The following is a 22263-nucleotide window of genomic DNA, read 5'->3' as shown; positions in this document are numbered from 1 at the left end:
TTTTAGAATCACCGAAAACTAAAAAGCCTTCCGAAGTTTTTACACTTTGGAAGGCTTTTTTATGAATTATAATTTTTAGATAAAATCGTCTTCTAAATCATCCTCGAAATATCTGCTTTCTGTGTAATCATCATCTACTGCCTTTCCTCCTTTGCTAGCTAATTTTTTGATGATGGCTATTTGACCAGAATGATACAAATCGTGGTGAATAATACCATTCAGAAGTGTATTGAAGTTATATTCTGCACCAGGAACAATTTCTTGCAAGAAAGAATCCTCTTTGGTTTCTAATTCTTTAATAAGTTCGTCGTGACTGAGGGTGAGTTCCATCATGAGCGTTTCTAACTCAAACTGGTCAATTTTACCAATATTCCCCCAGTTTGCTTTCTCATCCGAAATATTATAGTTTTCGTCACCCTGCATTTTTTTTACTGCAAATAACCTCCAGCTGGTAATATGATAAAGCAACTCAGCAATGTTATGAATATTTCCCGCCGAAAAAGATGCTTCTTTTACAGTAAGACCTTTGGCAAGTTCTAAAACTGAAGGACCATGCCATGCCCCTCCATGAAATGCGGTATTAAGAAGATTTTTTAAGTTCTCGATGTTAATGTTTGTATTGTTTGCCATATTAACAAGGTTTTCATTGCCACAACACCCATATCATACCTAAGTGGTAGGTGTCGTGCTGAATTAATCCATTTAGTAGTTTATAAAAATTATAGTATTCTCCAGGTACGTTTTTTTCTAAAATATCGTCATCGTATTTCTCCAATTCAGCAATAAGTGCAAAATGTTGTTTTTTGAGATACTCTATCAATTCGTTGAAATTTTCGGGCTTCGTCATTTCGTTGTTACCCCAATTATCCTCTTCTGTTTCTAGGCTGTAATGGATATTATCATTGAGTTTTTCGATAGTAAACTTCCTCCAAGCAGCCAAATGATAAATGTGCTGAGCAATGGTTTGACTAGAAAAGTTCTGAACTTGAGATACTTTTTCCAGCGGTAAACTATTGATAATTTCCATAACAGAAGGGCCATGCCATGCGTCTCCGCGAAATACAGTATCAAGATTGTCGATGATTAATTCTAATGCCCTCATTCGTTTTTAGAAATATTTACAAAAATGATAAAAATCTATTTTAGAATTCATTTTTTGACATAAAAAAAACAGAAAATAATTATTCTCGAAAGAATTGCTGAAACGGTTTTTTAGTAATCTCTGCCTTTCCAAACTATCTTTTTGGCAAACAAATAGTGTAAAAACTGAAGCAGCCAAGAGGTAGGCAAATACAATGCGAATAGCGGAAGGTATTTAGAATAACCCGACAGTTTAAGTTTTGACTCAAATCGGAATACCAAAAAACTGTAAAAACAAAAAGTAATTAGAAATACAGTCAGAGAAGCTTTCCACGAAAAAAAGGCAATCAAAGCATACAATGGAAGCGAAACGGCCTGTATTATTCCAAGGTATAAGGGGCCCGAATTTGACTCAATAGCACCTTGAATCCAGCGATCTCGTTGTTCAAAATAATCCTCGGGCGGCACGGTGTAAGCCACCACTTCAGGTATAAAAACCTGTCTGAAATCGTAGCCTTCAGCGATTATTTTTTTATACAAGGTGTAATCTTCCACTATACTAAATCCAATTTTTTCGTAGCCACCCGTAGCAAAATACGCTTCTTTTAGTACGGCCATGTTGTTACCCATACCAGTGGTAGGTATATTTCTGTCAGAAAATAATTTATTGACTGTAACTACACAAAACCATTCTAATGCTTGCATGGTAGAGGCAAAGGTGTCATGTTTCATGCCAGTCACACCCACCATTACACCAATTCCTTTTGTGTTTCCAGCTCTGTTGGCCATTTCATTTTCCAACTCCGAAAGCATTCCATTTATCCATTGTCGCGGCAAAGCCACGTCTGCATCAGTAAAAAATATATATTTCCCGGTGGTTTGATGCATTATTTTTGCCAATGCTCGAGTTTTACCTTTTAATTCTTCGTTGGATTGTCTTTCTGGGATATCCACCACCGTAATCCAGGGCTTACCAGTGGCGAATTTTTGCATTATTTTTAGTGTGTCGTCAGTGGAATTGTCGTTAGCAAGTATTATTTGTAAACTTTCCCTAGGATAATCAATTGTTTCCAAAGATTCGAGCATTCTATGGATGCCCTTGGCTTCGTTTCTCGCTGGTATTAAAACACTTACGGGTATGGGAGTTGTTGTCGACATAAGTTTGTTTTGTGTATTATTAGGTATTATTTATATTTAAAATGTAATAATTACAATTTTTATCATAGTTCCAATAATTATACCAGTTTTTGTGAGCTTAATTTTATCATATGAAATGAATTTAGGATAAATACTCCCAAGCACTTTTATAGGTATCTATAGACTCTGCATATTGAATAAAATCTGAATAGTACGGAAAGTTACCAATGGTGGCACTATCACCTACCACTACCAGCAGTTTTCTGGCACGTGTCATGGCCACGTTCATTCTACGCGTATCAGCCACGAAGCCTATTTCACCATCCGAATTTGACCTTGTCATGGATATAAAAACGGCATCACGCTCCTGGCCTTGGAAGCTGTCGATGGTATTTATGCTTATAAAACTTTGCCATGGCTGAAGGATACTGGATGCACTGATAAATTCTTTCAATAACTGAATCTGCTGTTTGTACGGACTGATAACAGCTATACTCGGCATCGTCATTTCGGAGAAATTGTTCACGAGCTCTTCTAATCTTTTAACTAGAAAAGCAGCTTCTTCTGGGTTAGTTGAGCTTGTACCTTCGAGTTTTTCTTCGAATCCGCAGCCAGCGGTATCTATAAATTGAACAGGCGGATGTGCAGTACTCAATTGATGATTGGCAACGCTTTCATGTGCTTTTAAAAGATTACCATAAAATGTTTTTGATGAATGGGCCATAATCTGTTCATTCATGCGATATTGCGTTTGCAGAAGTGTGACTGCCTCTGGATATTTTACAGTCAATTTTTCGAGCAGTGTATTAGAAAGCCCCTTGGCAGATGCTTCTTGCGACTTAATGGTAGGAGGGAGCTGGCAATGGTCACCGGCCAGAATCAATTTCTTGCCTTTCAAAATAGGAATCCAGCATGCAGGCTCTATTCCTTGACCAGCTTCATCTATCACTACGGTGTCGTAATTGATGTTTTTCATAGAATAGTGATTAGAACCCACCAGTGTGGCCGTAACTACCTGAGCCTTATTTGATAAATCCTCAATTATATATTCTTCAATTTTCTCCACTTCCTTCATCAGTTTGTGTGCTTCATCAAACAGTGCTTTCCGCTGGTCTCTTTCTGCTTTTCCGAAGTTTCGCTTGTACTTGTGAGCCATGTTTTTGTATTCATTGGCTTGCTTTTTCCAAGTCTTGATATCTTTAAACGATGGGTGGTTTTTTATTCTTCCTTCCACAGTTTGTGCTTGAAGTTCCTCCGAAACTCTTGCTGGATTTCCGAGGCGAATTACATTTAAACCTGCTGCACTCAATTTTTCGGTCAATAAATCCACGGCAGTGTTGCTCGGAGCAACCACTAAGATTTTTTCATTCTTTTTATCTATTAGTGCCTTAATTGCCTGTACGATAGTCGTAGTTTTACCTGTTCCTGGAGGTCCATGAATTATAGACAAATGATTGGCGTTGAGTACATTATTGACGGCCTCGTTCTGAAAAGTATTTAGTTGGGCGTTGTGATATTTATTTTCTTGAAGATAAAATGTTGGGGCCTTTTCTCCTTTCAGAACTCTTGAAATGTCAGATTCGTCATTTTCTGCTTTTTTTAGGGTAGAAAACATTTCTTCATAGCTATTATTATCAAAAAGTACATCAATGCCCAATTTACCATCTCGGCTCCAGTCCGGCAATTCATCCGTTCTAAAGTTAATTTTTAGTCTATTGCCACCTTGATAAGTAATGGTGCCTTCGAGTCTGTCAGTCTTTGCGTCGTGGTTTGAAAACAAAACTGCTGGCACCCCGAATCTGAACTGATGAGGCAAATCCTGATGTGTGGTGCGTTCAAATTCTACTGTCAAATAATCTCCTCTGCCCAATTCTTGCCCTCTGATGGCCACTGGATACCAAGTAAGGCCACTGGCTCGTCGTTCGCCTATTGATGCAGATTCGGTGAGCTTTTTATATTGTGCTTGGTCTTCAAGCTTCTCTATTTTTAGTAATTCCGCTAAATCTTTGAAATAATCCATTCAGGATGTTTTTTGGTGCAAAGATAAGGCGAAGAACAACCAATGCCTATTTAATGGGAATTTTGAATAAAAAATGGCCTAAAATTCAATTAAAGGCATATAATTGAAAAATATCGGTTCTAGAGCCGATAATGACAAATATCTGCTTAAAAGCCGATAATGAAGAATATCGGCTTATTGACCGATAATTTAAAATATCTGCTAATTAGCCGATATTTTTTGAAAATAAGCTTTCTGGTATTATATTTGGATGTTTTTCAAATATTATGGAAGCAATAATAACAGGAGACTTGATAAACTCAAGGCAGGTAGAGCCCAATGAATGGATGCCAGCCTTGAAAAAAGTGCTCAAAAAGTACGGTAAGGAGCCAAAGAATTGGGAGATATTCAGGGGTGATAGTTTTCAGCTAAATACCAAGCCTGAAGACGCCCTCATGGCGGCACTTCTAATAAAAGCAGAGATAAAACAATGGAAAGACTTGGACGTTAGGATAGGAATCGGCCTGGGAGAAATCACCTATCCAGCCGCCAAAATTACGGAATCCAACGGCACTGCTTTTTTGAACTCGGGCGAATGCTTTGAGGAGCTAAAAAAACAAACACTGGCAATAAAAACACCCAATAAGGACTTGAACGCCACACTGAATTTAATGATAGAGTTGGCCTCGCTTACCATAGATAGGTGGACGGAAACCGCTGCTAAATTGATCAAACTCAAAATTGAAAACCCGACGGCCAATCAAAAAGAGTTGGCTAATATGCTAAACAAAACGGCCCAAGGAACTATAAGTGAGGGATTGAAAAGAGGCGGCTACGACGAGCTTCATAAACTTATGGATTATTATAAACTCAAAATCAATGAATTATGATAGCTTGGGTATTAAAACTCACTCTCGCACATCTTTTAGGAGATTTTATGTTGCAACCAGACAAATGGATTGAGCACAAAAATCGTAAAACGTACAGGTCGAAGTATCTCTATTTTCATGTATTGATACATTTTGTATTGCTTTTGTTGGTTTTAGCGTTCGACTTTAAATATTGGGCGGCATTGATTTTAATTCCGATTTCACATTATGTGATTGATTTGGGAAAGCTTCTTTTGAGAAAGAAAATAGAGACAAGAATATTGTTTTTTATAGACCAAGCCTTACATTTCTTCGTAATATTTTTAATAACCAAGCTATATTTCTCTTTCCAAGTTGACTTTTCTCAGGCATTTAAGGCAAAAGTATTATTACTATTAATAGCTTTTATATCAATAAGCTACGTAGCCTCTGTGGTTATAAAGATATTGATTTCTAAATGGAAACAAGAAAACGAAACCACCAACGCAGCAGGTAAATACATCGGAATGATGGAGCGGATTCTGGTTTTTGTATTTATCGTTTTGAACCATTGGGAAGGCGTAGGTTTTTTATTGGCTGCCAAGTCTGTTTTTAGGTTTGGAGACTTGACCAAAAGCCATGAAGTTAGGCTAACAGAATATATACTGATAGGTACACTATTGAGCTTCGGAATAGCGATTGGAATTGCCTTAGGTTATCAAAAACTTTTAAAATTGATATAAATGGATCCATTACACGGCGTCACGCTCGAAAAAATTTTAATCTATTTGATAGAAAACCTTGGCTGGGAAGCCATGTACGCAGAAGTAAAAGTCAACTGTTTCAAATTTGATGCAAGCGTAAAATCGAGCTTGACATTTCTCCGAAAAACACCGTGGGCCAGAACAAAAGTGGAGCAATTGTATATCAAAGAAATTAAAAAAAAGGCATAGAACTAATTTTTCAACTCTCTGGCGTATTCTGAAGGCGTTTTTCCGACTATTTTTTTAAAGTGAAAGTTGAAATTCGAAATGGTATTGAAGCCGCTGTCATAGCATATTTCAGATACATTCATTTTGTTTTGACTGAGTAGCTTACAAGCATTTCCGACACGAATCTCATTCACAAAATCGACGAATGATCTGTTGGTACGTTTCTTAAAATATCTACAAAACGCAGCCTCACTCATATTTACTTTTTCAGCAATATCGCCCAGCTTAATACTTTCCTTAAAATTTTTACTCACATATTCATACACTTTTTGCATACGTTCGGTTTCTGAGAGTTTGTGCAAATTGGTGTAGTTTTCGTTTGTAATAAACTGATAGTCTTTTGATTGTGAAAGGAAATGAAGCAAATCAAGTAGAGACAAGATTCGTTTAAAACCTTTAATATTCACCAATTCAAGAAGTTTTTCAACAATTAGGCCTTGTGTTTTTCCTGACCAAACCATGCCTCTATTTGAATTTTCTAAAAAGACCTTCAAGCCCGCCATCTCGAATTTTCCGAAAAAATCTTTACCTAGAAAATCCTCAGTGAAATAAAGTACGATACCATGGGTTTTGAGTTCGGAGTTGTTTTCAAAGTAGATTTTATCACTTCTCCAAAGATGCGGAAGATTTGGCCCGAGAAATACGGTGTCACCAGGCTCGAAATATTGAATGCTATCGCCGATAAACCTCGTACCAGTTCCTTCTAAAACTGTAAATAGTTGATAATGAGGATGAAAATGCCAGTTGGGATCAAAGAAGTTTTCCTTCAAGCTCAGCACCGTGACGGATTCTTGTTGACTTCCAACGTTTTTTTCAAGAACAACTGGCATAATAGGTACAGTTTTTTGTTCGACAAATTTAGAATTAAAACAAAAATAGTCAAAATACTGGAAGTAGTGGCAAAGATTAAGGAACAAAATTGCAATTTTCTTCTATAATATTGTACTTAAATAGACTATACACTTATGAAGAACAAATTAGGAATGAACCTGCTACTTTGGGGTACCGAAATAGACGAGCGTTTATTTCCAGTATTGGAACAAATAAAAGAAATCGGCTACGATGGCGTTGAAGTTCCGATATTCAATACAAACCCAGAGCATTGGTACGCATGGAGAAAAAAACTAGATGAACTTGGGCTGGCGAGAGTTGCCGTTACCATAAATGGACCGGGAGAAAGTTTTATCAGTCAAGATCCACAAGAGAGGAAAAATACCCTCGAACGTAATAAAAAAGCCTTGGATTGTGCTATGATATTGGGCTCAGACCTTCTAACCGGACCTTATCACTCCGCTTTAGGAGTTTTTACTGGCTCAAAAGCTACTTCACAAGAAAAACTTTGGGCCAAAGAAGGACTTTGGGATTTAGCCGAATATGCAGATAGTTTGGGAATTACGCTTGGTTTGGAATATTTAAACCGCTTTGAGAGCTATCTGGTATCTTGTGCCGATGAATTGTTGGAATTGGTAAATTATGTAAATCACCCAGCATGTAAAATCATGTTTGATACTTTTCATGCCAATATAGAGGAGAAAAACATGGCTGAAGCCATCAAAAAAATAGGGGAGAAGTTGGTGCATGTACAACTTTCTGAAAATGACAGAGGAACTTTAGGCCAAGGCAGAGTAGAAATTCCGGAAGTCATAGAAGCCCTAAAATCCATCAATTATGATGGAATGTTGAGCATTGAAGCTTTTAGTGAAAAGCTTGCAGCCGCAAACATCTGGCGGAAAATGTTTGAATCAGAAGAACAGTTAATGAAAGACAGTTATGAATATCTTAAAAGTATAATAAAATGAGTAAAAAAATAAACATCGCCATTGTAGGCCTAGGATTTGGAGCGGAATTTATTCCAATTTATCAGCGTCATCCAAACGCTAACATGTATGCCATTTGCCAACGAAATGTTGAGAATCTCAATAAAATTGGTGACACATTCGGAATTGAAAAACGCTATTCTGATTACGACGAACTACTCAATGACCCTGATATTGATGCAGTTCACATCAATTCGCCCATTCCAAATCATGCTGAACAGTCTTTGAAAGCTCTATATGCAGGCAAGCACGTGGCATGTACAGTGCCAATGGCTACCAGCGTAGAAGACTGCATGAAAATTGTGAAGGCTACTCAGGAAACAGGCAAAAAATATATGATGATGGAGACCGTGGTTTATGCTCGCGAGTTTTTGTTTGTCAAGGAATTGTACGAAAAAGGAGAATTAGGAAAGGTTCAATTTCTAAAAGCTTCCCATCAACAAGACATGGAAGGTTGGCCTGACTACTGGCCAGGCTTACCACCCATGCACTATGCCACACACTGTGTTGGTCCAGTGGCGGGCTTGCTAAAACTGGAAGCGGAGTATGTCTCTTGCTTTGGGTCAGGTACTATTTCAGAAGATTTGGTAAAGATTCATAACTCGCCTTTTGCAGTAGAATCGGCTCATATAAAGTTCAAAAACAGCGACTTGAGTGCATACGTGTATCGGTCACTTTTTGATGTAGCTCGTCAGTATCGTGAAAGTTTTGAGGTTTATGGTTCGAAAAAATCATTTGAGTGGGCATTGATTGAAGGCGAACCAAATGTAATTCATACCGCTAAAAAACCTGAGCCTGAGATTCCTGAAAAAGTAGAAACGCCAGATTATGCACACCTTTTACCCAAAGAAATCCAATCTTTTACAGGGAAAGGTGTTTATGATCACGACGAAAATACACATTTGAGTTTTGCCCAAGGTGGCGGTCATGGTGGTTCGCATCCACATTTGGCTCACGAATTTTTAACTGCATTGGTCGAAGATCGTGATCCTTTTCCAAATGCTGCTCAATCTGCTAATTGGACTTCCGTAGGTATTTTGGCCCACGAATCAGCCATGCAAGGAGGTGAAATTATACGAGTACCAGATTTTTTCAACATTTAAATAAAAAACTAATGAGAAAAATACTCATTTTTCTATTTACCATTTCGTTCGTTTCAACTTTTGCTCAAAAAGCGAGAAGGCTTGAGGTGCTTTTTCTTGGAGACAACGGTCATCACCGACCCATCGAAAGAGTGCCGTCTTTGATGGCTGCTTTAGGGCCTAAAGGCATTAACGTAACTTATACCGATGACTTGAGCGATTTAAACTCAAAAACATTGGGCAAATATGATGCTTTGATGCTTTTTGCCAATTGGGACGAAATCAGTACATCACAAGAGAAAGCATTGCTTGACTTTGTGGCCTCTGGGAAAGGTTTTTTGCCCATACATTGTGCTTCTTATTGTTTTAGAAACTCGCCAGAATTTATAAAGTTAGTAGGAGGGCAGTTTTGGAGACACACCATGGATTCCATTACCACCCAAACCGTTCAGTCAAACCATCCAATTATGCAAGGTCTGAAACCTTTCACGGTTTTTGATGAAACATACTTGCATACAAAATTGGAGGCGGACAATAATATTTTGGCCACAAGAGAAATTAAAGCTGACCAATTTAAAGATAAACCAGATACCAAAATCGAGCCTTATACATGGACAAGAACGCATGGAAAAGGCAGAGTTTTTTATACGGCCTACGGACACGATGACCGAACTTGGTCAAACGATGGGTTCCAAGAAATGCTTTACAGAGCAATTTTATGGGCTGTAAACGATGAGGCTCTTGCTGCTTATAATGACCGAAATCCCGAGCCTTTCAAATATCGTGAAGCCAAATTACCTAACTACGAGCAACGTCCCGGGCCTCAACTTCAGCAGTTTCCCCTTACGCCTGAGGAATCTATGAAGCATATTCAGATTCCGGTAGATTTTAAGTTGGAAATGTTTGCTGCAGAACCGAATGTGATGCACCCCATTGCACTTACATGGGATGAAAAAGGCAGATTGTTTGTGTTGATCACCAAAGATTATCCCAACGAAAGAAAACCAGAAGGAGGTACCGATTATATTTTAATGTGCGAAGACACAGATAAAGATGGTAAGGCTGATAAATTTACAAAATGGGCGGACGGCCTGAGTATTCCCACAGGAATGGTCTTCGCCAATGGCGGCTTAGTGGTTTCGCAGGCACCCGATATGTTATTTTTACAAGACACGGACGGCGACGATAAAGCCGATGTAAAGAAAGTTTTATTCACTGGATTTGGTACTTTTGATACACATGCTGGACCCTCTAATCTCCATTATGGCTTCGATAACTGGATTTGGGGTTGTGTAGGCTATTCTGGGTTTAACGGCAAACTACCGCAAACAGATTCTTTAAAGTTTGGCCAGGCATTTTTCAGATTTTTGCCTGATGGCAGTAAGATGGAATGGATGACAACTACTTCAAACAATACCTGGGGTATGAGTTTTAATGAAACCAACGATGTTTTTGGTTCAACGGCCAACAACTCTCACGGCTGGTATATGGCCATTCCACACAGTTATTTTAGTTCAAAAAATAATGTGGACAATGGAAGTAGAAGCACGGATACGCATCGCGATATGAAACCAATTACTCCAAAAGTAAGACAAGTTGATGCATTTGGTGGTTTTACTGCCGCTGCCGGACATAATTTTTACACGGCAAGGGCATTTCCAAAAAAATATTGGAACAAAATGGCCTTCGTAGCAGAACCAACAGGTCATGTGCTACACCAGAACAATTTGATTAAAAAAGGTACTGATTATTTCGATAAAGAAAGTTTCAATCTCATGGCTGGAGCCGATGAATGGTTTTCTCCCGTTTTTGCAGAGACAGGTCCGGACGGTGCGGTTTGGGTGGCAGACTGGTACAGTTACATTATTCAGCACAATCCAGTGCCTAAAGACTTCAAAAACGGAGCAGGAAATGCATACGAAACGGACTTGAGAGATTTTACACACGGTAGAATTTATCGAGTTTCGGCCAAGGAGGCTCCTGCATATACTCCGATAACACTTTCTAAAAATAATAGTGCTCAACTGTTAGCCACGTTGAAAAACGATAATATGTTTTGGAGAATGCAGGCCCAAAGACTATTGGTTGAAAGAGGCCAAAAAGATGTAGTTCCGGCATTAATCGAAATTTTGAAGGACCAAACTTTGGATGAAATTGGTATCAATGCTCCTGCTATTCATGCTCTTTGGACATTGAAAGGTCTAAATGCTATTGACCAAAATGTGATTGACATTGCATTAAATCATACTTCTGCTGATGTTCGCAAAAATGGATTAAAAGTTATGGATTTTTCTGCAAAATCTGTTGAAACTGTCATCAAAAACGACCTTCTAAATGACGAAGAACCACTGGTAGTTTTGAATACCCTTTTACTACTTTCAAAATCTCCACTAAACGCCGCAGCAGAGAAGGTATTTTTCGAAAGAATGGCCAAGTCTAACGAAGTGGAAGACAGATGGTTGCCAGATGCATTTGCTACCGTATTGTCAGCAAACAACGGCAAACTAATGAAAAAGCATTTCTCGAATCAGCTTAAGGTAGCAAAAGCGGCTAAGCCAGTGGCAGCAGCTCCCATGGCTCATGACCACAGCAAAATGATGCATGAGGCCAAGGCAGAAACAAAAGTAGAGGGTGTTGATTTGGTGATTTCAGAGATAAAAATCGATCCAGCCAATCCTTCAGCTAGAGAAAGAGTTTCAGTGGTAGTAGATGTAAAAAATCAAGGAACACAAGATTTACCTGCTGAAAAACTGATACAACTTGACCTCACTTTCGAAGGTGTGGGAATCAAGATTGATCAATTGAGTAAGAATTATAAAGATGGAATAAAAGCGGGAGAAACAGTTTCTATTTCTAAAAACATCAACGGACCATGGGTTGGAAATATCTCTTTTTCAGCTGATATCATCGGTGAGTATAATCTCAGAGTGGTGATGGACAAAAACAACGAAATAAATGAGGCCAACAAGAAAAACAATACAGCAAGCAAGAAAATTAATTTCTCGGCACCTGCAAATATGAATTCTTTTGCTTTAGAGAGATCAATTCGTTCTTATGCTTCAACTGCCCCAGTGGATTCTTTGGTGGCTTTAATAAAACGTTCTCAGAATCTAGATTTACAAGGTAAAAATTCAGTTTTAAAAGCTATTTCTGAAGGTTGGAACTACCGACTTAAAGATGTAAAAGTTAAACCAGCTGATAAGGTATATCTAACAAATTTGTACAAAACACCTGATACAAGGCTAACCAGATTGCTAACTGCATGGAAAGTAATTGAAGATACAAAACCAAATGGTGAGGTTAAAATTGTTAAAATCAAAGCTATAAGAGAAGCAATGAAATACGATTTGACTGAGTTTACAGTTAAGCGAGGACAGACCGTGGAGTTGACCTTTGAGAACCCAGATGCTATGCAGCATAATTTGGTAATAGTGAAGCCAAAAACAATGGAGAAGGTTGGAATAGCCGCCGATAAGATGATGATGGACGAAAAGGGTGCAGAGAAAAACTATGTGCCAGGATTATCCGAAGTCCTATTCTCAACTCCACTCGTTACGCCAGATCAAAGTTTTAAGTTGACATTCAAAGCCCCAGAAGCGGTTGGAAATTATCCATATGTGTGTACATTCCCGGGACACTGGAGATTGATGAATGGTACCATGAAAGTGGTAAAATAAAACCTTAAATGGCTAGAGAAAGTATTAGTAGTGTTTGTTTCACAAAACAAGTATCGATTTGGGTAAACCGTTTCAGAAACCACTGCTAATACTTTTTCATTTTATGTTGTTAATCTTCTTCAAAAAATAAATTCTCAGGTTTTGGATAAGTGATCAGTTTAGAGAAATCTACTTTCCAAAAATCTAAATCTAACAGTTGACCGTTTTCATCCATGGTAAGTGTAATGACCACCTCTTTTCCGTCTGTATCGGTGTATTTCGCCTGAATTAAATCACCAGCGTAGGGAGCAAGTTCGGGGTCGCCTAATCCGATGCTTCCCATCACATAGCCCTCGTATTCATCCACCAAGTCTGCTATTGGATACTCTTCCGAATTGAGACCCACTTTGCTTAATAGAAACTCAATCAAAGCTTTTTCTTCCGGTTTTATTTTTCGTCTTTCTTGCATTTCTTTTATTTGACTACGCAAAGAAAATTCAATTCATTAAGCTTTCAAACAAATCACACATCGATTGTAAAAGTTATAAGATAGCGTCAAACTTAATTGCATCCGATTATCACTTAAAAAAACAAACTAATTGAGTACATAGTTTATTTGCAAAAAATATAACCTAATCGCTATGAACAAAATTTTCAAAATCGTCATAATGTTACTTTTTGGAGGTTTTTTGGGTTATCTATTTGGCAAATATGGATTAAGTTCAATACCAAAAGACCTGCCCAAAAACTACTTGATTGCATTATTAGCAGCTTTGATTCCTATATATTTTATAGTGGTCGGATTTCACGAAATAGGACACGCCGTGGCCGGGAAATGGGTTGGCTTTGATTTTAGGATGTACATTATCGGGCCATTTTTTTGGGAAAAGGAAAATCAGAACTGGAAATTCAAATGGAACAAAAGTCTAAATTTGTCGGGTGGAATGGTGATTTGTACGCCAACAGCAGATCATAATTTAGGCGAGAAATTTATGAAATATGCCGCCGGAGGTCCATCGGCAAGTTTGATACTTACATTGATTTCTCTGATTGTCTATTTCTTGGTTCAATCTTCCTCATCTAATCATTTCGAAAGTCTTCTTGGAGTAATTTTGTTGGTCACCTCATTTCTTTCTTTTCTGATTTTCTTGGTAACAGTTGTACCGTTTAAGGCAGGTACTTTCTATTCAGATGGTGGACGTATATTGAGGTTGCTTAAAAATGATGAGACTTCAGAAATGGAAATCTTGTTCTTAAAAATAATGTCCAAAACTACTTCAGGCCAGAGATATGCCGCATTAAACTCAAATGACTTGAAAAGAGCTTTTGAATTAGCAGAAAAGCTGAATGACCCATTTAAGGTTTATCTTTTAAGTTATTTGTTCCACCATGCCTTTGATAAAAAAGATTATGACGAAGCTGAGAGCTATTTAAATCAATATCTAGATAAAATACAGGAAATTCCGGAAGCATTTAGAGGAGTCAGTTGGTTAGATGCCTCTATTTTTTACGGTTTGGCAAGAAAGGACGTTGAGAAATGTAAAGAGTTTTGGGACAAGTTTTCACCCAGTCCATTTGTACCGAAAGGTCAGATTTTTATGGCTGAGGCCATTCTTGAATTGCTACATGGCAATATCGAAGTGGCTGGAGAGCTTAAAGTAAAAGCTCTCCAACAATTACCGAACTTATTGGATAAAGGTATGGCGATTTCGATGAAAGAAAGATTAGCTTCTATGGATGTTTAAGAATCTAAACTTAGATACTTATTTCCATTTTGGGTAACTATATCCTTTCCTATATTGCCTTTCCAGCAGTTTGTTGGCCTCTGAATCGTTGGTTATTTTTCCCAATTTTCCGTCCCAATCCAGACTTTTTCCAGCTTTCAGGGCAGCCATACCGAGCAAACTCATATTTGTTGCCTCATATCCCTTCTGAATATCTGCAAAAGGCAGTTTCTTGGTTTTAATAGAATTTAAGAAATCCGCCCAAACCAAATCAATGTTTTGTTGATCTGGTTGATTCAGTTTTGCATCTTGGTGAATAATTTCGGTATTTTTGTTTTTTGGATAAAATGACCAACCGCCCATCCATCCCATATGAAAAGTGCCTTCGGTGCCATGAAAATAAACACCAACGTTTTCAGTTTTGGAAGTTGGTCGGCCATTTAATTGGCTATGTTCCCAAGTGCATGTAAATCCTTCAAAGTCATAAACAACTACCTGACTTTCGGGAGCATTGTTGTTGTTAGTGTTGATTTTATCCGAAGCCAATGAGAATATTTTCTTAGGAGCCGTTTCCTCAGACCACCAAAGGATTTGGTCAAACCAGTGAGGTCCCCAATCTCCTAGTTGGCCGTTAGCAAATTCCGTTCTTTGTCTCCAGCTTCGTGGATGAATGGTTGGATTATAGGCAACGAGTGGGGCTGGTCCGCACCATGCATCCCAATCAAGGCCTTGTGGAACAGGTTCATCCGCTACTATTTTGCCTTGTCCAAAATTATAAGTTACAAATGCTTTCACCTCTTTAATTTGCCCTACTTTTCCAGATTTAAGAAATTCTTGCCCGCTAACATTATGAGGTGAATATCTTCTATGAAAACCAGTGATACATATTCTTTGGGTATCTCTAGCTGTCTTCAAAATGGCCTTTCCTTCGTTAACGGTATGGCTTATCGGCTTCTCTAAATACACATGGGCTCCGGCCTTCATAGCATCAATGGCAATCAAAGCGTGCCAGTGGTCGGGAGTAGCATTTATAACAATTTCAGGCTTCTCTTTATGTAGTAGTTCTTCGTAGTTTTTATAATTTTTGGGCTGATCGTTTGTGAGTTTATTAGCTTCTTCCAGACATTTTTTAACTTGTCTTTCGTCCACATCACAAAGAGCTACCAATTGGCATTCGCCTGATTTTAAAGCCTCCCTGAGAATATTGGTACCCCACCAGCCCGAGCCAATTAAAGCCAATCTATATTTCGATTGTGAAGCAAACGTAATAAGTGGACGAGTAAAAACGGCACCAGCGGCCAAAGCCGTTGCTTTGAGAAAAGATTTACGATTCATATTAAGGTTTTGAATAAATGTTCATGAAATTATGATTAAAAAATAACTTTGGCAAATAACACCCCATAAAACAAAAGCCATTCAGCTTTATTAGTGCTAAATGGCCTTGATCAAGTGGATGGGATTAGTGAGTTCGTATTATTCTAAATGTTTTTTAATGGTATCTAACATGCTTGTATCAATCCTTCCGTCTCTTCCTTTGGTTGGTACTATCGGGTTGCCACTTTCAAGAATCTCATTACCCGCATACCACAATACAGCAGGTACTTTGTTGGGATGTTCTTTTATGAATTTTTTCATAAGTTCTAGTTTTTGCTCAATTTGTGGAAGAGAAGCCTTGCCAACAGTAACAGCCTTATCTAAATCAAGCGAACTTCGGTTATGTAAATTCTCAAAACCCGTAGAAATTGTAGGTATAAGATTAATATCTGTTATTTTAAATTGTCTCATCCAAGTATCTCTGGCTTCTACTTCAGCCTGTATAAATTCTTCTGCGGTCTTCTGACCTACGAAAAGTGTGTAAGAACTTCCAGCATTGGCTCTAAATTGCATATATTGACCAAAGTCTCCCGGAGCTCCACCCATGCTGTAATAAACTACATAGATATCACCACCACCTTTTGCCGAATAGGCAGCTCTATATTTGGGCAAATCTTGCATGTCTCTGTTATTGAAGTATAAGACAGGCTTATTGTCTATCCTAAACCAGTAATCTTTAAGCATCAAATCGGTAATGTAGTTAATTTCAGTGTCACTGCGATTAGAAGCCAACATAAAGGTCATTTTAACACCACGTTTGTTTTCTGAGTTTACAAATTGTAACCTAGCCTCGCTTAGTGGGCTATCATTATTGTAATAATTGAAACAGAAGAAATCAAAGCCAGCTTCGGCATAATATTGTATTTCTCGATCGCAATCCGCCTGGGTTTTGTCATATCTAACTTGAACAGCACGCTCCATTTCGTCATAAGTATTGCGTCCGAGTTCTGGACTCCATTTTACATTATATCTGATTTTAATAATTTCCGGCTCGTGATATTGGCCATAGAAAGGTACAACTCTGAACTGATCCATATACTCGGTAGCCACCAATCTCGATTTTGAAACGTGGTTTATCAGGAGGTCATATTTAGGATTTTCATCGTTCCAATAATCTCTATACCAGCCATCCCACATAATTGCACCTACCGGAATTTTGATTTTATCAGACGAACTTATCGGGTCTACTTGAACTGGCTGCACCACCACAGGAGGTGTAACTTTAGTAGTGTCCATCACGACAGGCGGGCTAACCTCAGTGATATTGTTTTTTACAAATTCGCCAATATTATTTCTGATATATCCATTAGATCTCCACCATTCAGACTCCCATTTTGTTGGTAAACTCCCGTTTTTAGCAGGTAGCAGGCCACCTTCTGCGGTAATTTCATTTGACAATTTATTTCGGTTAATGGGTTTGGTAACTTGAACATTAGAGTCATACAAGAAATTCATTCCTCTAACCACATAATAGCTTCTATCTTTGTCGGTTTGCATTAGCCAAAAGGTGTTATTTGTCTTTTTAATGACCAATATACTTCCTGGTAGCAAGGTCCATTTACCAACTTCTATCTCGTCGGGGTTGTTAATTTGTACAATAGCCGAGTGTGTCAATGTTAGGAATTTGTCATTGGCTGAACTTTCTATCGAATGCATCACCAATTGGACTAAAAAGAATAGAAAAAACTTAAAAGTATTCATTTTATTAGGAGTATTTCAAAGATAGTAGCCTTTGAATAATTTTATTACACATCCAACACATATACACATAGTGTGCCAAATTTAAGGATTCCAACAAAAACAGTGGCTCTCAAGCCTATTTGAAAATCAAAAACTCTGAAATTTTATAATTGAAGAGATTAGTTTCAATAATTTCAGAAATAGTTTCTGGTATATCTTGAATATCAACCAGGCCCTAAAGTTACCCAATATTTAAAGTTGGTTTAATACTTATATTGCATTAGTTTTGTTTTTTTTATTATTCGGAGTCTTCTTCAAAATGAAGTATTACAAAACTTTAGATGCTATTCGAGCAATCGCTGTTTTTTTAGTTATTCTTTCTCACTGGTTGCCTTTTAATTTTGTAAAAGTGTTTCACTTCGGCTATGTCGGTGTTGACATTTTCTTTGTTTTGAGTGGTTTTCTGATAACTCACAATCTTCTAAAAGAAAAGGAATCAGACGAAAACAATATAAAAACCAAGTTTGTACATCTAAAAAACTTCATAATCAGAAGATCCCTAAGGATATTTCCGATTTATTATCTTCTTATTATCACTTTGGCTGTATTTGCAAAGTATACTTACACCAATATTGAGCAAAACCTTGTTTATTATCTTACATACACTTCAAATATTCTATTTTTTAATACTCAAAATTGGGATGGAATGCTTTCGCATCTATGGTCCTTAGCGGTTGAGGAGCAATTTTACCTCATCTGGCCATGGTTAATTATTTTTGTTCCGAGAAAGCACATCCTAGCAGTCATTATTGGGAGCTTTTTGCTGGGAATACTTTCGACTTTTGTCATAAAAGCCATTTTCCCGGGTAATGAATTCCACGATTTACTCACCCCCACTTGTTTTGATGCCTTCTCTTTGGGTGGCATCTGGGCCTATGTAAGGGTCTATAAGGTAGATAAAATCGAAAAATTAAAAAGTACTTTTGTAAAAGTAGGAGTAGGCTGTTTTTTCTTTTTTTTAGCGAGAGAAATATTCCAATTTGATCCGATAATTTCAAACCGAACCTTTATCTCCATTATTGCACTGGCATTAATTATTTTTGCGATAGAATACAAAGATACCCTTGTACATAAGTTTATTTTGGAGAATTCATTTCTGATTTTTGTAGGAAAAATAAGTTATGGAGTTTATCTTTTTCACAGCATAATTCCGTGGGTTTGGAACCTAGGCTTCAACGCTTTAACCTTACATTCGGCCTTTTTTGCTAGCATACCCACCTCAAACGTAGAAACAAAGATTATTTTCTTTGTTCTCAAATTGGTTTTACTGCTGGGATTCTGTTGGTTTTCATTCAGGTTCTTCGAACATCCTATCAACAAACTCAAACATAAGTTTAAGTAATAGATAGATTTTAATCATGATCTGGACTAAATACGGACTAGGTTTAAGAAGAAAAATCGCAACTATTTAATAATCAAATAGTTACGATTAGTATTTGTGGAGACGCAGGCTCTACATATAGGCAATCTAATCCAATCAAATACAATCTTAAACAATCTCTATATCAATAACTTATAAAATATATTCTTGTAATCGCTTGGATTGAATTGTTTTAAAATTGACATTTGTGGGCTAAATGTGGGCTAAAAAATTTTAAAACTATTGAATATGGCAACTGTACAATTTTTAATTCAATCTGATAAGAATCCATCTCCAATTTATTTAAGACTTCGAAATGGAAGAAACGCTGATATTAAGTTCAAAACTTCATATTCTATAAGTCCAAATGATTGGAGCAAATCTAAAAAACAACCTAAGAATATAAAAGATGCAAATGGAAAGTCTCTTATGAGTGAGCTGTTTTCTATAAGGAGTAAGATAATTACAGAGCTTAACAATTCTAAGAGAACAATAATAATCACAAAGGAATGGATTGAAAAAGTTATTTCCACCCCTGAAGTAATACTTGCCAAAGACCAGGACCACTATTTACAGAATTGCTTTGATGTATACCACGATGAAAAAAAAACAAATTCTGAAACAAAGTTATCTTTGTTAAAAAAAACAAAATCTGTTCAAGCATTAGTGAAAAGATATGAAACAAAGAAAAGAAGAAAATTTCTCCTTTTAGATGTAGATGTCAATTGGATGTCAGATTTTGAAAAATTCTTAAGAAGTGAAAACTATAAGCAAAGTTATATTTTCAGAAATGTAAAGTTTATTAAGATGGTGGGGAAGTATTTTAAGGATTTAGGTTATAGTACTAGTACTAATTTTGATAGTATAAAATCAAAAGATAAGAAAGCTTTCAAAACTTATCTGAACGAGGATGAACTAAGGCTTATCGAGGAAGCCCCCATGCCTACCGAGAGCCTTGAAAACGCTCGAGATTGGTTAGTTATCAGCTGTCATCTAGGTCAAAGAGTTTCGGACTTAATGCGGTGTTCTAAAAAACGCATTGTGATGAATGGTAATAAAATGCTGGTTGACATAAGGCAAAAGAAAACTGACCAGGCTGTAATGGTTGGGGTTTTTGAAAAGGTCAAAGAATATCTAGCTAAGCGAGACGGTGACTTTCCAAGACCAATATCAGATCAAAGGTATAATGAATACATCAAGGAGGTATGTAAAATTGCTGGCCTCACTCACATTGAAGAAGGTACCTTATATGATGCAACTACTAAAAGAGGGATAGATGGTTTTTATGAAAAATGGCAATTGGTAACCTCACATGTTGGCCGAAGGTCATTCGCTACAAACTATTATGGTAAAGTACCTATTGCATTATTATTGGTGCAAACGGGTCACACTACCGAACGAGCCTTCCTTGATTATATCGGGAAAGGAAGTATAGACAAAACATCGGAGTTACTCGATTATATGGAGCGGTTGTATAACCGTACCTGATACTTCAAATGGTGCGAAATACTAAATATTAGACTTCGTTAAATCTCAATTTCTGAAAAAATATGAGTGAAAATTTATTAAATAATTTTACTAAATTATTAGATTACAAAATATACTGTTTCCATACCGATATTGATAAATTCATTTTTAACGAGGTTTATCACTTCGACATTGAAGATTACAACTCTATGTTAAAGGTATTCAAAGACATAACTTCAAAAAAGCCTTCACCGAGATTTCAAAATTATTCTTCGAGTATGGAAGATTTCGAAACAAATCTTGCGAAAGAAAAGTATAAAATTCTAAAGTCACGACTTGAGGCCAATGAAAAGGAAAATTTTTTCTCACCGATAAACGAAAGAAAAATAACAGAACAAATAGATAAAGAGGTCAGTGAGGAAATGGTTAGAAAATCTTTTTTTCATCTCTATAATGCACAATTTCAATTTGATTATTCTAGTGCAAAAAATGAAGAGCTAGAGGGTATTTTCGAAAAATTCGATAAAATAAATACTATACTTGGTAATTATCTTTTAAGTTTGAAAAGAGTAAAGTTATTCTTTGATGAACCCAAAACTGGGAAAGTTTGGCAAAATAAGTTTATAAAACAGTTAAAACTGGACATAGATTATTATTTCAAAACTTACGAAGGAGAAGCAAGTATTATCGAGACTATAACATGTGATCTAATAGATGAAGAACCATTTGGAACGAAAGAACTTGAACAATTAAACTCAATTATTAATAATATTGAATATGTTCTTAATGTCATTGGTTTAGCCCCCTGAAATTCGGACTATTTTTTAAATGTTAATTTAATGTGTACTGCAATATACTAATTTTGTGATGGAGAAACGACCGACGGTGACCTTTGCACCGAAAGTAGATCAAGTGTATCGGGCCCGTGCATTTTGATAGTGAGCTTTTCGAGCTCGGGAGAAACTTCCCTCAGGCTTCCATTCCCCGATAGCAGGTAGTGGGGAATTTTTAGATTAAATCTTTTTGGCTTGTTCTGTTCTTCTATCATTTCTATTAAGTTTTGATTCCACAATTTCCAGAAAATTACTGGCGAGAGGTGATCGAGGCTTCCATGTAATCTGCTGTTATTGTATATTTTATAAAAATTCATCAGGTGTTTTTCTAGCTCGTTTAATGTTTTGAAAGCTTTGGCATTTAACGACCTTGCCAGTATGGAATGGAAGCTTTCGATATGTCCGTTTTCTTGTGGAGTGTAGGGGTGAGTAAATACCTGATTAAGGTAGTTTTCCTTAAAAAACGTCTGAATCTCTTTGGCAGCAAATCGGGTGTCATTATCATTTCTTATTTCGACGGTGATATCATTTTTAAGCATTTGATAGGGTTGCAGATAGTTGAGAATTATCTCTTCCCAAGCCTTTTTTACTTGGGCTGACTTAATTGAAAACGCAACCTCCCAATACAGCACTTTTCTGGTAAAACAGTCGATAACCGTCAAAATGAATGCATAACGTGCCTGTTCACTCACCCACTGAAACTTAATATCCATCTCTAATACCTCCAGAGGTTGATTGGGATACACTCTTCGATACTTGACATAGTTTTTGGCAGGTCTTTGGTTGCGGTCATTAAGTATTTGGTACTCCCGCATAAGTCGATAAACTTTCTTATGATTGATGATAAGGCCATCATGTTGCAGGCTGGCAGTCATAGCTCTGTAACCATAGCTGGTCTCTGGCAAGAATAAGGTGTTAATCATCATTTCTACTACAATTTGATTCGAAATAGGCTGTAACTTACCCTTTGAATCTATCCTGAGGGTAGTTTCTGTTGGTTTCAAACCTCGGTTATCAGTTAACTTTGACTTATAATAATACTGATGCTTGGTGATTCTTAATAAGCTAAATACCAGACATTTGCTTAACCCCAGACCAATGTACTTCCTGGCCAAATCTATTTTTTCGTCTGGGGATACTTCTTTTTTAGCAGT

Annotated in this window: 19 protein-coding genes; 10 read left to right on the top strand and 9 right to left on the bottom strand. The window is 37.1% G+C overall.

Annotated features, from left to right (window positions below; all coding sequences use genetic code 11):
* Nucleotides 1-75: 75 nt before the first annotated feature.
* The 4 genes from EGI31_RS19850 to EGI31_RS19835 form a co-directional block, all read right to left on the bottom strand.
* On the bottom strand, nucleotides 76-630 hold the full coding sequence (locus EGI31_RS19850) for a DinB family protein (RefSeq protein ID WP_255038904.1): 555 nt from the start codon (nucleotides 628-630) through the stop codon (nucleotides 76-78).
* Nucleotides 631-643: 13 nt separating this feature from the next.
* Nucleotides 644-1102, bottom strand: a complete 459-nt coding sequence (locus EGI31_RS19845; protein ID WP_255038903.1) for a DinB family protein — start codon at nucleotides 1100-1102, stop codon at nucleotides 644-646.
* A gap of 110 nt (nucleotides 1103-1212) precedes the next feature.
* Entirely contained in the window at nucleotides 1213-2238 is a 1026-nt protein-coding gene (locus EGI31_RS19840) for a glycosyltransferase (protein WP_255038902.1), read from the bottom strand.
* Nucleotides 2239-2359: 121 nt separating this feature from the next.
* On the bottom strand, nucleotides 2360-4237 hold the full coding sequence (locus tag EGI31_RS19835; RefSeq protein WP_255038901.1) for an AAA domain-containing protein: 1878 nt from the start codon (nucleotides 4235-4237) through the stop codon (nucleotides 2360-2362).
* Between the two features lie 266 nt (nucleotides 4238-4503).
* Between EGI31_RS19835 and EGI31_RS19830 the strand changes: the two genes are divergently transcribed.
* From EGI31_RS19830 to EGI31_RS19820, 3 genes are read left to right on the top strand one after another with little or no spacing between them, the layout of a single operon-like run.
* Nucleotides 4504-5106 (top strand): SatD family protein, encoded by a 603-nt coding sequence (locus EGI31_RS19830; protein ID WP_255038900.1) that lies wholly within the window; start codon nucleotides 4504-4506, stop codon nucleotides 5104-5106.
* On the top strand, nucleotides 5103-5807 hold the full coding sequence (locus tag EGI31_RS19825) for a DUF3307 domain-containing protein (protein WP_255038899.1): 705 nt from the start codon (nucleotides 5103-5105) through the stop codon (nucleotides 5805-5807). The genes EGI31_RS19830 and EGI31_RS19825 overlap by 4 nt, the downstream gene beginning before the upstream one ends.
* Nucleotides 5808-6017, top strand: coding sequence for a VF530 family protein (locus tag EGI31_RS19820; protein ID WP_255038898.1), 210 nt, complete (start codon nucleotides 5808-5810; stop codon nucleotides 6015-6017).
* 2 nt (nucleotides 6018-6019) lie between these two features.
* Here the strand turns inward: EGI31_RS19820 and EGI31_RS19815 are convergent, their stop codons facing one another.
* The gene (locus EGI31_RS19815) at nucleotides 6020-6886 is read right to left on the bottom strand and encodes an AraC family transcriptional regulator (RefSeq protein WP_255038897.1); all 867 of its coding nucleotides are present in this window, start codon (nucleotides 6884-6886) and stop codon (nucleotides 6020-6022) included.
* Between the two features lie 135 nt (nucleotides 6887-7021).
* On the opposite strand from EGI31_RS19815, the gene EGI31_RS19810 reads away from it, so the two are divergent.
* From EGI31_RS19810 to EGI31_RS19800, 3 genes are read left to right on the top strand one after another with little or no spacing between them, the layout of a single operon-like run.
* Nucleotides 7022-7855 (top strand): sugar phosphate isomerase/epimerase family protein, encoded by an 834-nt coding sequence (locus tag EGI31_RS19810; RefSeq protein ID WP_255038896.1) that lies wholly within the window; start codon nucleotides 7022-7024, stop codon nucleotides 7853-7855.
* Nucleotides 7852-8976, top strand: a complete 1125-nt coding sequence (locus EGI31_RS19805; RefSeq protein WP_255038895.1) for a Gfo/Idh/MocA family protein — start codon at nucleotides 7852-7854, stop codon at nucleotides 8974-8976. Before EGI31_RS19810 ends, EGI31_RS19805 begins: the two co-directional genes overlap by 4 nt.
* An 11-nt stretch (nucleotides 8977-8987) precedes the next feature.
* On the top strand, nucleotides 8988-12632 hold the full coding sequence (locus EGI31_RS19800; protein WP_255038894.1) for a PVC-type heme-binding CxxCH protein: 3645 nt from the start codon (nucleotides 8988-8990) through the stop codon (nucleotides 12630-12632).
* A gap of 109 nt (nucleotides 12633-12741) precedes the next feature.
* Here the strand turns inward: EGI31_RS19800 and EGI31_RS19795 are convergent, their stop codons facing one another.
* Nucleotides 12742-13080, bottom strand: coding sequence for a DUF6984 family protein (locus tag EGI31_RS19795; RefSeq protein ID WP_255038893.1), 339 nt, complete (start codon nucleotides 13078-13080; stop codon nucleotides 12742-12744).
* 172 nt (nucleotides 13081-13252) lie between these two features.
* On the opposite strand from EGI31_RS19795, the gene EGI31_RS19790 reads away from it, so the two are divergent.
* Nucleotides 13253-14356: a site-2 protease family protein gene (locus tag EGI31_RS19790; protein WP_255038892.1), complete on the top strand. Its 1104-nt coding sequence runs from the start codon at nucleotides 13253-13255 to the stop codon at nucleotides 14354-14356.
* An 18-nt stretch (nucleotides 14357-14374) separates the two neighbouring features.
* Here the strand turns inward: EGI31_RS19790 and EGI31_RS19785 are convergent, their stop codons facing one another.
* Together EGI31_RS19785 and EGI31_RS19780 are read right to left on the bottom strand one after the other, a co-directional pair.
* Complete coding sequence (locus EGI31_RS19785) at nucleotides 14375-15670, bottom strand: Gfo/Idh/MocA family protein (RefSeq protein WP_255038891.1); 1296 nt, start codon at nucleotides 15668-15670, stop codon at nucleotides 14375-14377.
* A 138-nt stretch (nucleotides 15671-15808) separates the two neighbouring features.
* On the bottom strand, nucleotides 15809-17410 hold the full coding sequence (locus EGI31_RS19780; RefSeq protein ID WP_255038890.1) for a hypothetical protein: 1602 nt from the start codon (nucleotides 17408-17410) through the stop codon (nucleotides 15809-15811).
* A gap of 298 nt (nucleotides 17411-17708) precedes the next feature.
* Between EGI31_RS19780 and EGI31_RS19775 the strand changes: the two genes are divergently transcribed.
* The 3 genes from EGI31_RS19775 to EGI31_RS19765 all read left to right on the top strand — a co-directional run bounded on the left by EGI31_RS19775 (nucleotide 17709) and on the right by EGI31_RS19765 (nucleotide 21085).
* On the top strand, nucleotides 17709-18791 hold the full coding sequence (locus EGI31_RS19775) for an acyltransferase family protein (protein ID WP_255038889.1): 1083 nt from the start codon (nucleotides 17709-17711) through the stop codon (nucleotides 18789-18791).
* A 267-nt stretch (nucleotides 18792-19058) separates the two neighbouring features.
* Nucleotides 19059-20297 (top strand): site-specific integrase, encoded by a 1239-nt coding sequence (locus EGI31_RS19770; protein WP_255038888.1) that lies wholly within the window; start codon nucleotides 19059-19061, stop codon nucleotides 20295-20297.
* A gap of 62 nt (nucleotides 20298-20359) precedes the next feature.
* Nucleotides 20360-21085, top strand: coding sequence for a hypothetical protein (locus tag EGI31_RS19765; RefSeq protein WP_255038887.1), 726 nt, complete (start codon nucleotides 20360-20362; stop codon nucleotides 21083-21085).
* Nucleotides 21086-21132: 47 nt separating this feature from the next.
* On the opposite strand, the gene EGI31_RS19760 is transcribed toward EGI31_RS19765, so the two are convergent.
* Nucleotides 21133-22263 (bottom strand): integrase core domain-containing protein (locus EGI31_RS19760; RefSeq protein ID WP_255038886.1); only part of this gene is annotated, 1131 nt, incomplete at its 5' end.

The sequence above is a fragment of the Lacihabitans soyangensis genome, assembly GCF_024343775.1.
GTDB classification, from domain to species: Bacteria; Bacteroidota; Bacteroidia; order Cytophagales; family Spirosomataceae; genus Leadbetterella; species Leadbetterella soyangensis.
The sequence above is the reverse complement of the archived record's forward strand: the minus strand, read 5'-3'. Positions and strand labels throughout refer to the sequence as shown.

What these genes read in the sequence shown, in the direction of transcription:
- EGI31_RS19850 (WP_255038904.1), bottom strand. Translation starts at nt 630, where the DNA reads ATGGCAAACAATACAAACATTAACATCGAGAACTTAAAAAATCTTCTT.
- EGI31_RS19845 (WP_255038903.1), bottom strand. Translation starts at nt 1,102, where the DNA reads ATGAGGGCATTAGAATTAATCATCGACAATCTTGATACTGTATTTCGC.
- EGI31_RS19840 (WP_255038902.1), bottom strand. Translation starts at nt 2,238, where the DNA reads ATGTCGACAACAACTCCCATACCCGTAAGTGTTTTAATACCAGCGAGA.
- EGI31_RS19835 (WP_255038901.1), bottom strand. Translation starts at nt 4,237, where the DNA reads ATGGATTATTTCAAAGATTTAGCGGAATTACTAAAAATAGAGAAGCTT.
- EGI31_RS19830 (WP_255038900.1), top strand. Translation starts at nt 4,504, where the DNA reads ATGGAAGCAATAATAACAGGAGACTTGATAAACTCAAGGCAGGTAGAG.
- EGI31_RS19825 (WP_255038899.1), top strand. Translation starts at nt 5,103, where the DNA reads ATGATAGCTTGGGTATTAAAACTCACTCTCGCACATCTTTTAGGAGAT.
- EGI31_RS19820 (WP_255038898.1), top strand. Translation starts at nt 5,808, where the DNA reads ATGGATCCATTACACGGCGTCACGCTCGAAAAAATTTTAATCTATTTG.
- EGI31_RS19815 (WP_255038897.1), bottom strand. Translation starts at nt 6,886, where the DNA reads ATGCCAGTTGTTCTTGAAAAAAACGTTGGAAGTCAACAAGAATCCGTC.
- EGI31_RS19810 (WP_255038896.1), top strand. Translation starts at nt 7,022, where the DNA reads ATGAAGAACAAATTAGGAATGAACCTGCTACTTTGGGGTACCGAAATA.
- EGI31_RS19805 (WP_255038895.1), top strand. Translation starts at nt 7,852, where the DNA reads ATGAGTAAAAAAATAAACATCGCCATTGTAGGCCTAGGATTTGGAGCG.
- EGI31_RS19800 (WP_255038894.1), top strand. Translation starts at nt 8,988, where the DNA reads ATGAGAAAAATACTCATTTTTCTATTTACCATTTCGTTCGTTTCAACT.
- EGI31_RS19795 (WP_255038893.1), bottom strand. Translation starts at nt 13,080, where the DNA reads ATGCAAGAAAGACGAAAAATAAAACCGGAAGAAAAAGCTTTGATTGAG.
- EGI31_RS19790 (WP_255038892.1), top strand. Translation starts at nt 13,253, where the DNA reads ATGAACAAAATTTTCAAAATCGTCATAATGTTACTTTTTGGAGGTTTT.
- EGI31_RS19785 (WP_255038891.1), bottom strand. Translation starts at nt 15,670, where the DNA reads ATGAATCGTAAATCTTTTCTCAAAGCAACGGCTTTGGCCGCTGGTGCC.
- EGI31_RS19780 (WP_255038890.1), bottom strand. Translation starts at nt 17,410, where the DNA reads ATGAATACTTTTAAGTTTTTTCTATTCTTTTTAGTCCAATTGGTGATG.
- EGI31_RS19775 (WP_255038889.1), top strand. Translation starts at nt 17,709, where the DNA reads ATGAAGTATTACAAAACTTTAGATGCTATTCGAGCAATCGCTGTTTTT.
- EGI31_RS19770 (WP_255038888.1), top strand. Translation starts at nt 19,059, where the DNA reads ATGGCAACTGTACAATTTTTAATTCAATCTGATAAGAATCCATCTCCA.
- EGI31_RS19765 (WP_255038887.1), top strand. Translation starts at nt 20,360, where the DNA reads ATGAGTGAAAATTTATTAAATAATTTTACTAAATTATTAGATTACAAA.